We start from the raw sequence: 13237 nt of genomic DNA on the forward strand, positions 1-13237 counted from the left end.
GTCACGGCGTCGCCGAACACCGGCCGCTCCAGAGCGTGCGGTGGGCTATCGGTTCGGGCCCCGAGAGCCGCGTCGCCTGCCGAGCGACGGCGACGTCGATTGCGACGAGGTCGGCGTCGTGCGTGGCGTTCCAGCGCTCGCAGAGGTAGCCCGCGTACGCACCCGTGAGCCGGGCGTCGTCGCGCTTCCAGACGTTGCTGAGGTACTTCCGCCAGCGCGCGCTCGGATACTGTGCGGCGAACTCGTCGGGCGGCGTCCACGTGACCGCGCGCCCGGTCAGCGCGTTCACCGTCGACCCGTTCGCGGTGCGCGCCGGCGCGACGAACCAGCGGTCGCTGCGCGGCGGGTCGGGCGCGAACATGTTCCAACTGTACTCGGAGGGCGCGACCGACGCCTCGTCCGACCCGCCGACGTCGAGCGCGCCGAGCGCGACCGCGTTCCACGCGAGCGCGGCGACGAGGAGGACGCAGAGGGCGACCGGAACGACGGCCCGTCCGACGCGACTGACGGCGGCGGGGAGGCGGAACGACGGCCGGGGCGCCCGTGGGAGGCGGCCGGCGAGCGCGCCGAGGCGTCGGCCGCCGGCGCGTGCGGCGACACGCGCCACGCGTCGCTCGACGCGTGCCCAGACGCCCCCATGGAGGAAGACGAGGAGCGCGGCGGCGGAGACGAGCGGGAAGACGCCGACGCGGAGCGTGAGGAGCATCCCGAGGTGCGCGCCGAGGAAGCACGCGGCAAGCGCCGTCCGCGCGCGCCCGGTGACGAGGACGAGCAGGGGGGAGGCGGCGATGAGCGCGAGCCACAGCCAGTCGGCGGCCGTGAGGAGGAGCGCGTGCCCGGCGAGCGCCGGCCCGAGGAGGACGGTGAACTCGCGGAGGGAGAAGACGTAGCGGACGGCGTCGCCGCGCAACCAGAGCTCGCCCCGGTGTTTGAACAGCGCGTTGACGACGTAGACGACGACGACCTGGAGCAGGAGGCCGGCGGAGGCGACGCTGGCGACGCCGGCGAGGCGCTGGCGAGTCGGGCCCCGGTGGACGGCGTCGACGGACCAGCGCGTGCCGAGCGGGAGGAACAGCCCCCAGAAGAGGAGGCGACGCAGCAGGGAGTCGCCCGCGTTCAACACGAGCGGGTTCCGCGCGTGCAGGGAGACGAGGAGGAGAAGCGACGCGAGCGTCGCCGCGCGCGTGTGATAGCCGAGGCAGAGCATGAGCGCGAACGCGCCGGCGAGCGCGAACAGCGTGAGCTGGAGCCACGCGTCCCCCGAGAGCGCGTGGAGCGAGAACTGGGAGAGGGTCGGGTAGAGGTCGGCGAGCACGGCGCGCGGGAGAACGCCGGCGTCGGTGTAGAACGCGCAGAGGTGGCGCGCGCGGAGCGCGAGGTCGACGAGGAGGAGGAGGCCGAGCGCGACGCGAAGCGCAGCGAGCGCGCGCGTGTCGATACGCAGTCGGTCGACGAGGCCGTCGCGAAGCGCCGCGAACGCGGTCCGAATGGAGGTCGGGAGGGCCAACCGTGATCAGTGGCTCGTCGTCGCTCGGCCGCGAGAATAAGCCTTCTGCTCGTGCCGGTACACGAGTGTTCGGCGGCGAACGGCGGCGTGGAGTGAGTCGGCGACGACCGGAGCGCCGACAACCCGGAACATTAGAGTGGTCAATCGTCCCCAAATACCCCAATATAGAAGGCAATCGAGTTTTTGTTCCATCATATATTGTGTTTTCGTGTTCCTTAATCAGTTTTAACACTACGTACGGAAGTATTATCTTCAGGAAGGGCAAATCGAGAGACGATGAATGGGGATGAATCCCACGCCCTCGACGTTCGCGGCGACACCGGGCCGTTCCGCTACCTCTTCGAGAACGTCCAAGACGCCGTCGTCGCGTTCGAACTGGAGGACGGGGAACCGGTCGTGTCGCTGGTCAACGACGCGTTCTGCGAGACGTTCGGCGTCACGCACGAGGAGGTCGTCGGCGCCTCGCTGAACGACCTCATCGTCCCGACCGGCCGGGCGCCGGAGAGCGACCGGTTCGACCGGCGGACGGCCGCCGGCAAGCCGAACTACGCCATCGTCGACCGACTCACCGAGGACGGCCTCAAGACCCTCCTCTATCGCGGCATTCCCTACGACGGCGGCGACCGCGGGTTCGCCCTCTACACCGACCTCACGGACGAGATCCGCCGCGAGCGTGAGCTCGCCGTCCTCAATCGCGTCCTCCGCTACAACCTCTCCGAGGAGGTCGAGAGCCTCCTCGAGCACGCCGAGCACCTCGCCGAAGCGGTCGAGGACCCGGCGCTCGTCGAGTCGGCACGCGAAGTCCGGACGAGCACGCTCGCGCTCGACCGGATGGTCGAGGAAGCGAGCGACCTCGAGGACGTGCTGGACGCCGACCCGGACCTCGACGGGGTCGCGCTCGCGGACGCCGTCGAGGCCGCCTTCGACGACGTGCCGCTCGTCGACTACGCGGCCGTCACCGTCGACATCGGCGACGTCCCGCCCGTGCGCTCGGGCGGCCACCTCGACCGCGCGATTGCCGCGCTCGTCGACAACGCGATCAGGCACACCGACGCGCAGACGCCGCGCGTCCGCGTCAGCGCCGAGCACGCGGACGGCGTCGTCGCGCTGACGGTGCGCGACCACGGACCCGGGCTCCCCGAGCGGGAGCGCCGCCTCCTCACCGGCGACGTCGAAGTCACGCCGCTCGACCACGGGAGCGGTCTCGGCCTCTGGCTCGTCCGCTGGATCACCACCGCCTACGACGGCGCCGTCACCTACGAGGAACGCGAGGACGGCGGGAGCGACATCACGCTCGAACTCGTGCCCGCGCGGGACTGAGGCACCGTACTCGGTGCGCATCCGCGCGGACGAAGACCGGAGTCGCGTGTTCGGGCCCGGCTACACGACGGCGTCCGACGGGGCGGGATACGACCCCGCGATCATCGCGGATATCGTCGCCACCCACGACTCGTGAATCGCCGTCACCGAGAGCGTGGGCGGTGGCGCGTGCTTCGAGAGACGCGATGTCGATCCAGCGAACGATAGGGACCGTTCGGCACGTCAAGAACACTTACAACTCGGGTTGGTGTTTCGTCGAGGGGGAGGGCGGCGTTCAAGAAGAGGAGAAAAAGAGGTTGATAGTACTGTTTTCGAGAGAAAAGGGAATCGAGGCTGGGTCGCGAACACCGCCGTCGCCCCCACTCCAGATTGTAAGTGTTCCGCGCGCAAAGACGGCGACCCCCCAGTGGGGAGGGCAAATCAGCTATAAGCTTAAAGGCGCGGAATATCGGGCCAAGATACCCTCCTAATTGTAAGTGTTTAATACCGTTTACAGTGCCTGTAAATACCGTATAGGAGCAATAGACTATATTGCTGGAATAGAAAAGACTAATACTACTATGCTAGTCTAGTATCTAGTCTAGTAGTGGTACGGTAGCACCGTGCTTCAGCCGTTCTCGGCGTGGGTTCCCGTCGGTCTTGGTCCATCTCTCGTCTCGGACGCCACCATTTCGATATCGACTCCTACGCACTCTCCGCTCTCTCTTCTCCCTCTTTCTCTCGATCTACCCCCCGCCTCCTCCTTCTCTCGCCGAAGAACACTTACAATCTGGGGGGTGTGTGTTCCGGTGTTTTCGGGAACACTTAGAACAGTTAGAACACTTGCAGGGGAGGGTTAATGTAGGTGGAGTGTGACGACGTGGCTATGGACTCGCCGTTCAAGGGGTCGAATCACATCTTCCGGGACAAGGAGCCGTTCAAGGAGGGCTACACTCCCGAAGAAATCCTCGAACGCGAGGAGGAGATTCAGGAGTACGCCGCCGCCCTCCAGGACATCCCCGACGGGTTCGGTGCGCCCAACGTCTTCATCTACGGGCAGACGGGCGTCGGCAAGACCGCGACGACGCAGAAGGTCATCGAGTTCCTCGAGGACGAGGCGGCGAGCGCCGACGTCGAGCTCACGACGCTCTCGGTCAACTGCAACAAGCGGACGTCGACGTACAAGGTCCTCCAGTATCTCGCGAACGAACTCTACCCGGACCAGCACTTCAAGCAGGGGACGCATCCCGACACTCTCTGGGAGCGCATCTACGCGCGCCTCGACGAGATCGGCGGCTACGTCATCGTCATCCTCGACGAGATCGACAAGCTCGGCGAGGACGAGGAACTCCTCTACGACTTCCCGCGCGCGAAGGCGATCGGCGAACTCGAGCACGCCGAGGTCGGCATCGTCGGCATCAGTAACAACTTCAAGTTCCGCGAGAACCTCTCCCAGCGCGTCAAGTCGACGCTCTGCGAGAAGGAGATCCAGTTCTCCCCCTACGACGCGAACGAGCTCCGCTCCATCCTCTCCTACTACGCGGACCTCACGTTCCGCGACGGCGTCCTCTCCGACGACGTCATCCCGCTTACCGCCGCGCTCACGGCCCAGGACTCCGGCGACGCCCGGATGGCGCTCGATCTCCTCGAAACCGCAGGCGACATCGCGCGCCACGAGGACGACGACGCCGTCCTCGAGGACCACGTCCGCATCGCGCGCAGCGAGGTCGACCGCGCGAACACGCGCGACATCATCACCGAACGCCTCACCAGCCAGATGCAACTCGTCCTCATGGCGACGACGCTCCTCGTCATCGACCCCGACGGCGAGGCGAAGGTGAAGACGATCTACTCCCTGTACAAGGACCTCTGCGACCGCATCGACTCGGACACGCTCTCCGAGAGCCGCGTTCGCGACCACCTCGACACCCTCGAGATGTTCGGCCTCCTCGAGAAGGGCGAGCACAACCTTGGGCGTCGCGGCGGGCGCTCGTACATCTACTCGCTCGTCGACGAACCCCGCATCATCGTCGAGACGTTCCGCGAGGACGACCGCCTGCAACGCGGGTTCCCGTCCTCGGTCGACAGCCTCCTCGGGTCGTTCGAGCAGTCCAGTCGCTCGCACGTGCAGAGCGAGTTCGACGTCTGAGGGCGTCGGAAACACTTACAACGTGGGGGGTGTGACCGTCCGGATCGCACGCTTGACCGCCCACTCACCACGTTCCCCACCCGCGTTCAATCGACTGTCCTCACCCCCGCTCGCCGTCTGTGTTCGCCACTCACGCGTGCCGCTCTACTGCCGAGCTAGGCGGTGGGACCGCGAGATACACTTACAACGCGGGGGGTGTGCGGAGACGGAGCCGGCGTCCCGAGCCCCGCCTCCCGCTCCTCCTTCGATTCACGGCCGTCGCGTTCTCCGCGGCGCGCCCGGTCACGCCGTGCACGGGGCGACTCGTGCGGATACACTTACAACCCGGGGTGGGGGTCGCCGCTCCGGGGGTGTGGGGTCCCGGTTTCGCGAGCGTCGACGAATCATTCCGTGAGCGCTTGGAAGTTCGCGAGCACGCGCTCGGTGGTGGCGTCCGCGAAGGCGTGCGGTCCCGCTCGCCACTCGAACTCGCCCACGAGTCGCGCTCGGAGCGCACTCGTGAGCTCCGGGTGGAACTGGACGGTCCACAGGGGCGCGTGCTCGTGGCGCGTCGCGAGCACGCGCGCGTGACTCGCGGAGGCGACGACAGCCATGCTCTCACCGGGCGTGACGACGACGTCGCCGTGGAGGACTGGAACGACGGGCTCGACGCCGTCGAACAGTGGGACGTCCGCGAGCGACGCTTCGACGAGGCCGGCGGTCATCCCGGCGTGCTCGACGGTGCCACCGAGCGCGGCGTTCGCGATCTGGTGGCCGAAGCAGATGCCGAGCGTCGGCACGCTCGCGGCGACGAGGTCGCGGACGAGCGCCGCCTCCGCCTCTATCCACCCGCCTCCCGACTCGTAGACGCCAGCGGTGCTCCCGGAGAGCACGACCGCGTCGGCGTCCGCGGGCTCGAAGCGCTCACCGTCGGGGTAATCGACGACGGTCGCGTCCGGGAGGTGGCGTGCGAGCGCTTCGTAGTGGAACGCGAGCTCGGGGTCGACTTCGTTGCGCACGAGGTACAGCGACCGCTCGGGGTCGCGACGCGCGCCGTCGGTTCTCCGCGTCACTCGCGTGTCACTCCTCGCGCCGCGTCGATAATGCTGATTCACCACTCGTCAGTGGTGGTCTTCGGGGGTGGCGCGTCCCTACTCGGTGTCCGCGGCGGGTTCGGGGGCGAGCGCGCGACTGTCCGACCACATCAACTCGAAGAGGTGCGCGAGGGTCCGATGGAGGTGGTGACTGGTCGTCGAGACACCGACGAATCCCTCGTCCGCGCTGTCCCGGAACGCCAGCATGACGTTCTCGTCGTCGTAGAGGTAGAGTCGGCCCTCGATGGTGTCGACGCGGCGTATCGTCATCCACTCCGTCGCGCTCTGCCGAACGGACTCGTCGATTCGCCTGTCGTCCGCGACGAGCGTCCTGATGTCGACGCCGTCGGCGGCGCTCTGGCGGAATGCGTCGGTGTGATGGTTGACCATCCGCTCGAAGCTGAGCGGCGTGGTAATCATGAGGACGTGGTCGGTGGCGTCCTCGCAGAGCTCCGCGAGTTGGTCGAGAATCTGATAGCGGTTCGAGTACGACCACGCGACGTCGACGTCGGCCGCGCTGGGGCGCTGGAGGTCCTGCTCCCCGATTGCGGTCCGGAAGCGCTCCCCGTGGTCACGAATCGCGGAGAGCGCCCGGTCGTGCTGGCGCCGCCGGTGCGCGCAGAACTGCTGGACGGCGGTGTCGGGGTCGACCGGGCCGTACTTCTTGGGTCTGCCCGGCTGAATGTGGACGAACCCCTTCGTTTCGAGCGAGTCGAGGACGTCGTAGACGCGGGACTGCGGGACGTCGGCGACGTCGGAGACCTCTTTTGCGGTTGCGGTGCCGACGTGTAGGAGGCCGTGATACGCGTCCGCCTCGTACTCTGAGAGCCCCATCTCGCGGAGGTGAGCGACCGGGTCGGCATCCATGTCTCTCTGTCACACGCACCACTTAATCAAACTACTTCATTCATTCGAGAATAACCGACCGAACGTATCTGTCTGTGGTGATGTCTACACATATTGTATTCCTAAATCAGGTATAGGAATACTATTGTGGAAAATACTCTAGAATACGTGTCGATATTTACCACTTAGTGGTGGTGAACATCATCTAAGACTATCTCCGAGAGAGAAACATCCGTGCAGTACAACAGCGATGCGGTGTGCGGAATCGCAATAGATTACGATGGGAGATTCGTGGAGGTGCACTTCTGATGGGACAGAGTCCCACATCTGTCTCACACCCGCTCGACCCGCTGACCCCGGAGGAGATCGAGGTCGCGGCCGAAATCCTCAAAGCCGAGACCGACGTCACCAGCGACGCGACCTACCACAGCATCGTCCTCGAGGAACCGCCGAAGGCTGTCGTCCGGAACTTCGACGGCGACGGCCAATTCGACCGGGAGGCGTTCCTCGTCGTCCGGGAGGAGAAGGCGACCTACGAGGCGACCGTCTCCCTCACCGACGAAACCTGTCTCAACATCGAGCACGTCGAGGACGTCGAGCCCGCCATCACGCCGAACGAGGTGGACGCCGCCGAGGAGGTCGTGAAGAGTGACCCCGACTGGCAGGCGGCCGCGGCGAAACGCGGCGTCGAGGACTTCGAGCTCGCGATCGTCGACCCGTGGCCCGCGAGCGGCTTCGAGCCGGACGGCTTCGAGGACCGCCGGCTCGTCCGCGGCCTCTCGTGGATTCGGACCGAAGAGGAGGACAACGGCTACGCCCGCCCCATCGAGGGGCTCTTCGCGTACGTCGACCTCGACGAGATGGAGGTCGTCCACATCGAGGACAACGGCGTCGTCGACGAGGACTCCCCGCTCCCGAGCGAGGACGCGGACTACCGCGCCGACCGCGTCGACACGCGCGACGACTTCGAGCACCTCGACGTCGTCCAGCCGGACGGCCCGAGCTTCGAGGTGGACGACTGGACGGTCGACTGGCTCGACTGGGAGTTCCAGGTCGGCTGGACGCCCCGCGAGGGCCTCGTCTTCCACGACGTTACCTTCGACGACGGCGACGAGAAGCGCAAGGTCCTCCACCGGGCCTCGGCCTCCGAGATGGCCGTCCCGTACGGGGACCCGGACGTGAACCACTCGTGGAAGGACGCCTTCGACATCGGCGAGTTCCACGTCGGTCGGATGGCGAACGTCCTCACGGAGGGCTGTGACTGCCTCGGTGAGATGCAGTACTTCGACGTCGCAATGAACGACGTCAACGGCGAATCGAAGATTCTCCCGAACGCCGTCTGCATGCACGAGGAAGACGACGGCGTCCTCTGGAAGCACACTGAGTGGCGCAAGGACCACACCGAAGTCCGGCGTCGCCGCCGCCTCGTCGTCTCCTTCATCGCCACCGTCTACAACTACGACTACGGCTTCTACTGGTACTTCTACCCGGACGGCTCCATTGAGGGCGAAGTCCGGCTGACCGGCATCGACTCGAACGGGATGGTTCCCGCCGACACGGACGCCTCGGAGACGAACGGCGAGTACGCCATCGTCGGTGATCAGGTGAAGACGCCGATCCACCAGCACCATTTCAACTTCCGGCTGGACTTCGACATCGACGACACCCCGAATCAGGTGATGGAGGTCCACAACGAGCCCGTCGGGAGCGAGCGCAAGAACGGCTTCCGCGCGAAGGAGACCGTCATGGAGACCGAGCAGGAGGCGCGCGACGACATCGACCCGCTCGCGGGGAAGTTCTGGCGCGTCGAGAGCACGGAGACGACGAACTCCTACGGCCGGCCCTGTGGCTACAAGCTCGTCCCGCACTCGAACGTGAACTCGCCGGCGAAACCGACGTCAAGCGTGAAATCGCGCGCGGGCTTCATCCAGAACAACTTCTGGGCGACCCAGTACGACCCGGACGAGCAGTACGCGGCCGGCGACTACCCGAACCAGAACGATACCACCACGGGGCTCGCGGAGTGGACGGAGCAGGACCGCGACCTCGTCGGTGAGGACGTCGTGCTCTGGTACACGCTCGGGGTGAATCACGTCACCCGCCCGGAGGACTGGCCGGTGTTACCGGTGGAAATCGCGAGCTTCCACCTCAAACCCGAGGGCTTCCTCGACTCGAATCCCTCCATCACGCTCCCGCCCGAGCCCGACGCCTGCGAGCACGACCTGACGTCCACGGGGGACGACTGACGATGCCCGTCGCCACGGAGGTGGCCTGAGATGGCCGTCGATGCGGGCGTCGTCGCGGAGGGCGTCAACCTCCTCTGGGTGTTCGTCGCCACCTTCCTCGTGTTCTTCATGCACGCGGGCTTCGGCATGCTCGAGTCCGGACAGGTGCGCACGAAGAACGTCGCGAACCAGCTCACAAAGAACGTCCTCACGTGGGGCGTCGGCGTCATCGCGTACTTCGTCGTCGGCGTCGCCGTCTCCGGGATCGCCGCCGCGATAACGTCCGGCGGCTCCATCTCGGGCGTCTTCTCCCACCTCAGCGCTGGCTCGACTGCGTGGGCGGGCCTGCTCTTCGGCGCGGCGTTCTCGATGGTTGCCGCGTCCATTGTCTCCGGCGCCGTCGCGGAGCGCGCGCAACTCGGCGGCTACCTCGTCTTCACCGTCTTCGTCGGCGCGCTCATCTACCCGGTTGCGACGGGGTTGACGTGGGGCGGTGGCTTCCTCTCACAGCTCGGGTTCGCGGACTTCGCCGGCGGCGCCATCGTTCACATGGTCGGCGGCGTCTGTGGTCTCGTCGCCGCGTACGTCGTCGGCCCGCGCATCGGCCGCTTCGACGACGACGGCACCGCGAACGTCATCCCCGGGCACTCGCTCCCGTACGCGATTCTCGGCACGCTCATCCTCGCGTTCGGCTGGTACGGCTTCAACGTCGGCACCGCGATAAACGTCTTCCAGGTCACCGACGCCGGCGACCTCGCGCTCGCCGACTTCGCATACGCCGGCCGCGTCGCCATCAACACCGCGCTCGTCATGGGCGCGGGCGCCATCGGCGCCGCGCTCACCGGCTACGTACGCGGCGGGAAGGTCGACCCGCTCATGAGCGCGAACGGCCTGCTCGCCGGGCTCGTCAGCGTCTGCAGCATCGTCGCGGTGGCGAGCTGGCGCGGCACGCTCGCGGTCGGCTTCGTCGCGGGCGTGCAGGTCGTGCTCGTCTTCGACCTGCTCGAACGCTTCGAGATAGACGACGTCTGCGCGGTCTTCCCCGTCCACGGCTCGGCCGGCCTCCTCAGCGCACTCGCGTACCCCTTCGTCAACACGACGGCACCCTTCACCGTCTCACAGCTCGTCACGCAGGTCATCGGCGTCGCCGTCCTCGCCGCGTGGGCGGGCGGCGCCACGCTCGCCATCTACGGCGTGCTGAAGGCCGTCGGGTGGGCGCGCGTGAGCCGCGACGAGGAACTCGACGGACTCGACGCTGCCGAGCACGGCGTCGACACCTACCCCGAGTTCGGCCGCAACGCGCCCGGGAGCGCGAGCGCGTCGAGCCGCCAGCAGGCCGCCACGGACGGCGGTGAGGGGGGCCAGCAATGAGCGACATCGAGATGGTCGTGGCGGTCATCCGCCCTGACAGACTCGGTGACGTGAAGCAGGCGCTTGCCGAGGTCGGTGCGCCGTCGCTCACCGTCACGAACGTCTCGGGGCGCGGCAGTCAGCCGCCGATGACTGAGCAGTGGCGCGGCGAGGAGTACACGGTCGACCTCCATCAGAAGGTGAAGATCGAGTGCATCGTCGCGGACATCCCCGCGATGGACGTCGCGGAAGCCATCCAGGAGGGCGCACAGACCGGCGAGCCCGGCGACGGGAAGGTCTTCGTCATCGACGTCGAGGACGCACTTCAGATTCGCACCGGGAAGACCGGACCGGAGGCGGTCTGAGTCATGTTCGAATGCGCCCAGACGGGCGATATCGGCATCGAAGCCGACTAACGTGATGCTGGCGCGACACACGACCGCGACCACGGGGGTGGCCTGAGTGCTCCCGTCGGTCGGCACGGCGTCGATCGAGTACGCGGTCTTCGCGGCCATCGGCCTCCTCGGCGGCGCGCACTGCGTCGGGATGTGCGGGCCGGTCGCGACGATGTACGCCGATCGACTCGGATCGGAATCCGTCTCGATCGGCCGCGTCGCCCACCAACAACTCCTGTTCAACGCCGGGCGTACGGTCAGCTACGCCACGCTCGGCGCGGCGTTCGGACTGCTCGGCACCGTCTTCTACGAGACGGCCGCGATCAGTCGCTACGGCACGCTCGTCCGCGCGGTCGTCGGCGTCGCCGTCGGCGCGTTCATCATCGGCGTCGGCGCCTTCCGACTCGCCGGCCGGCACAGAACCCCGCTCGACGCCCTGCAGACCACCGGCCGCGCCGGCCGCGTACTCGGCCGCCTCTTTCGCGGCCTCGTCGCGCGCCTCGACGGCTGGGTGGAGCCCCCGCGCGTCGTCGTGCTCGGCCTCGCGCACGGCGTCATGCCGTGCCCGCTGCTCTTCCCGGCGTTCCTCTACGCGTTCGCACGGAGCGACCCCGTCGTCGGCGGCGTCTCGCTCGCCGTTCTCGGCCTCGCGACAACGCCGACGATGCTCGCGTACGGCACCGCGACCGGAACGCTGAGCACGCGCTCGCGCGGCGCGCTCCACCGGGCGCTCGGCGCCGCCTTCCTTCTCTTGGGGTACGTGCCGTTCGCGCACGGGCTCGCGATGCTCGGTGTCCCGATCCCGCACATCACGATTCCCGTCTACCAACCGCTGGTGGTCGGATGAGCGAGTGCACGCACTGCGGGATGGCGCTCGACGAGTCGCCGGTGACGGCTGCGGACCTCGACGGGGCGTTCTGCTGTCGGGGCTGCCTCGACACGTACCGTCTCGTCGAGGACGTATAGATCGCGGCCCGCTCCGGCGTGTCCCACGCTCGGCTCGCCTCAGTCGTCGCTCTCCGCGACCGCCGTTTCGGTCCGCGTCGTCGCGCGCGGCGGCGCGTGGAGCGCGAACGCGGCGAGGCCGGCGACGACGGCGAGTGCGCCGCCGAGGAGGAACGTCCGGTCCCACCCCATCGAGGAGACGAGGAGGCCCGTCACGGTGCCGCCGAGGACGCCGCCCCACGTCTTCCCGGAGTAGAGGAGCGCGTAGTTCGCCGAGGAGTGCTTCGTGCCGTAGTAGTCCGCGACGAGCATCGGGAAGAGCGTGTACTTCGGGCTCCAGAAGAACGTCGCGACGACGACGGCCGCGACGAACACTCCCGCGATCCCCTGTATCCCGAAGTAGACGACGGCGAACAGCCCCAGACCGCACAGGAGGAAGGACAGCGCGGTCATCCGCATCGGGTCGAAGCGGTCGGCGGCCTCCCCGAGGACGAGGCGCCCGATGGCGCTCGAGAGCGGGAGGAGCGTCGCGGCGAGCGTCGCGATCACGGGTGCGAGGTCGTGATAGATCGCGTAGTCGACGATTTTCTCCGTCAGCATCAACCCCGACCCCGAGACGGCGACGAACATCGCGTACAGCAGCCAGAACTGCCACGTCCGTAGCATCTCCCGCCACGTGTACTGCTTGCGATGCGTGCCCGCGCCCGCAGTCTCGCCGGTCTCGGCGCCGTCCGCGTTCGACTGCTTCGCCGCGCCGTCGTCCGAGTCGTCGCGCCAGCCAGCGGGCGGATCGCGAATGACGAGCGCGCCGACGAGCACGACGACGAAGATGAGGATGCCGACGGTCCGCAGGAGCGAGACGTACGCGCCATCGGGAACCGTCGGCCCGGTGTTCGCGCGGACGTACGGGACGAGCGCTGCGGGTCCGGCGGCGAACGCCATCGTTCCGACGCCGGTCGTGAGACCGCGCCGGTCCGGGAACCACTTGAGCGCGGTGTTGACGGCGACCGTGTAGACGATGCCGACGCCGAACGCGCCGAGCGAGTAGACGAGGTAGACCTGCCAGACGGTCGTCGCGTAGCCGAGCGCGACGTACCCGCCGCCGGCGAGCACCGCCGCGAGCGCGCAGACCCCGCGCGGGCCGTGGCGGTCCCGCCACCACCCGACCGGGAACTGCGAGCACGCCTGCACGGCGACGAACAGCGTGAACACCGTCGAGAGCGCCGCCGCTTCGATGCCGAGGTGTCGTGCGACCGGCGAGCGCAGGCTCGACCAGACGTACTGGTACGGCCCGACGACTGCCATCATCGCGGCGGCCGCCGCGATGAGCCACCACCGCGAGAACCCCAAGACGTCCTTCGCGCGCGCGGCGTGATCCGTCTCGGTACTCATGCGGCCTCCATAGGTGTTCCCGGACGGGTCGCCCCATAAATTCCTCGCACCCGCGC

Annotated in this window: 10 protein-coding genes and 1 pseudogene; 7 read left to right on the forward strand and 4 right to left on the reverse strand. The window is 67.6% G+C overall.

What is annotated here, in order from left to right; all coding sequences use genetic code 11:
- Position 1: 1 nt before the first annotated feature.
- Entirely contained in the window at positions 2 to 1507 is a 1506-nt protein-coding gene (locus EFA46_RS13870) for an HTTM domain-containing protein (RefSeq protein ID WP_255494147.1), read from the reverse strand.
- 276 nt (positions 1508 to 1783) lie between these two features.
- Here EFA46_RS13870 and EFA46_RS13875 point away from each other — a divergent pair, with 276 nt between their 5' ends.
- From EFA46_RS13875 to EFA46_RS13880, 3 genes are all read left to right on the forward strand, one after another.
- On the forward strand, positions 1784 to 2827 hold the full coding sequence (locus tag EFA46_RS13875; RefSeq protein ID WP_123078531.1) for a sensor histidine kinase: 1044 nt from the start codon (positions 1784 to 1786) through the stop codon (positions 2825 to 2827).
- Positions 2828 to 2840: 13 nt separating this feature from the next.
- Positions 2841 to 2963, forward strand: coding sequence for a hypothetical protein (locus EFA46_RS16265; protein WP_255494148.1), 123 nt, complete (start codon positions 2841 to 2843; stop codon positions 2961 to 2963).
- A gap of 729 nt (positions 2964 to 3692) precedes the next feature.
- Positions 3693 to 4955, forward strand: a complete 1263-nt coding sequence (locus EFA46_RS13880) for a Cdc6/Cdc18 family protein (protein ID WP_123078533.1) — start codon at positions 3693 to 3695, stop codon at positions 4953 to 4955.
- A gap of 383 nt (positions 4956 to 5338) precedes the next feature.
- Here EFA46_RS13880 and EFA46_RS13885 read toward each other — a convergent pair whose 3' ends face one another.
- Together EFA46_RS13885 and EFA46_RS13890 are read right to left on the reverse strand one after the other, a co-directional pair.
- Entirely contained in the window at positions 5339 to 6007 is a 669-nt protein-coding gene (locus tag EFA46_RS13885) for a type 1 glutamine amidotransferase (RefSeq protein ID WP_123078535.1), read from the reverse strand.
- A 78-nt stretch (positions 6008 to 6085) separates the two neighbouring features.
- Positions 6086 to 6895, reverse strand: a complete 810-nt coding sequence (locus tag EFA46_RS13890) for a TrmB family transcriptional regulator (protein WP_123078537.1) — start codon at positions 6893 to 6895, stop codon at positions 6086 to 6088.
- A 287-nt stretch (positions 6896 to 7182) separates the two neighbouring features.
- Here EFA46_RS13890 and EFA46_RS13895 point away from each other — a divergent pair, with 287 nt between their 5' ends.
- From EFA46_RS13895 to EFA46_RS16270, 4 genes and pseudogenes are all read left to right on the forward strand, one after another.
- Positions 7183 to 9120, forward strand: coding sequence for a primary-amine oxidase (locus EFA46_RS13895; RefSeq protein WP_123078539.1), 1938 nt, complete (start codon positions 7183 to 7185; stop codon positions 9118 to 9120).
- 30 nt (positions 9121 to 9150) lie between these two features.
- Positions 9151 to 10814 (forward strand): annotated as a pseudogene (locus EFA46_RS13900) (ammonium transporter).
- Between the two features lie 97 nt (positions 10815 to 10911).
- On the forward strand, positions 10912 to 11691 hold the full coding sequence (locus tag EFA46_RS13910) for a sulfite exporter TauE/SafE family protein (RefSeq protein ID WP_255494149.1): 780 nt from the start codon (positions 10912 to 10914) through the stop codon (positions 11689 to 11691).
- On the forward strand, positions 11688 to 11810 hold the full coding sequence (locus EFA46_RS16270; protein ID WP_255494150.1) for a hypothetical protein: 123 nt from the start codon (positions 11688 to 11690) through the stop codon (positions 11808 to 11810). The genes EFA46_RS13910 and EFA46_RS16270 overlap by 4 nt, the downstream gene beginning before the upstream one ends.
- Positions 11811 to 11849: 39 nt before the next feature.
- On the opposite strand, the gene EFA46_RS13915 is transcribed toward EFA46_RS16270, so the two are convergent.
- Positions 11850 to 13181, reverse strand: a complete 1332-nt coding sequence (locus EFA46_RS13915) for an OFA family MFS transporter (RefSeq protein ID WP_123078545.1) — start codon at positions 13179 to 13181, stop codon at positions 11850 to 11852.
- Positions 13182 to 13237: the final 56 nt, after the last annotated feature.

The sequence above is a fragment of the Halarchaeum sp. CBA1220 genome (genome assembly GCF_003721175.2).
Classification (GTDB): Archaea; Halobacteriota; Halobacteria; order Halobacteriales; family Halobacteriaceae; genus Halarchaeum; species Halarchaeum grantii.

Excerpts from the sequence above, each read along its gene's own strand:
- EFA46_RS13890 (WP_123078537.1), bottom strand. The coding sequence starts at position 6,895 with ATGGATGCCGACCCGGTCGCTCACCTCCGCGAGATGGGGCTCTCAGAG.
- EFA46_RS13875 (WP_123078531.1), top strand. The coding sequence starts at position 1,784 with ATGAATGGGGATGAATCCCACGCCCTCGACGTTCGCGGCGACACCGGG.
- EFA46_RS13895 (WP_123078539.1), top strand. The coding sequence starts at position 7,183 with ATGGGACAGAGTCCCACATCTGTCTCACACCCGCTCGACCCGCTGACC.
- EFA46_RS16270 (WP_255494150.1), top strand. The coding sequence starts at position 11,688 with ATGAGCGAGTGCACGCACTGCGGGATGGCGCTCGACGAGTCGCCGGTG.
- EFA46_RS13880 (WP_123078533.1), top strand. The coding sequence starts at position 3,693 with ATGGACTCGCCGTTCAAGGGGTCGAATCACATCTTCCGGGACAAGGAG.
- EFA46_RS13915 (WP_123078545.1), bottom strand. The coding sequence starts at position 13,181 with ATGAGTACCGAGACGGATCACGCCGCGCGCGCGAAGGACGTCTTGGGG.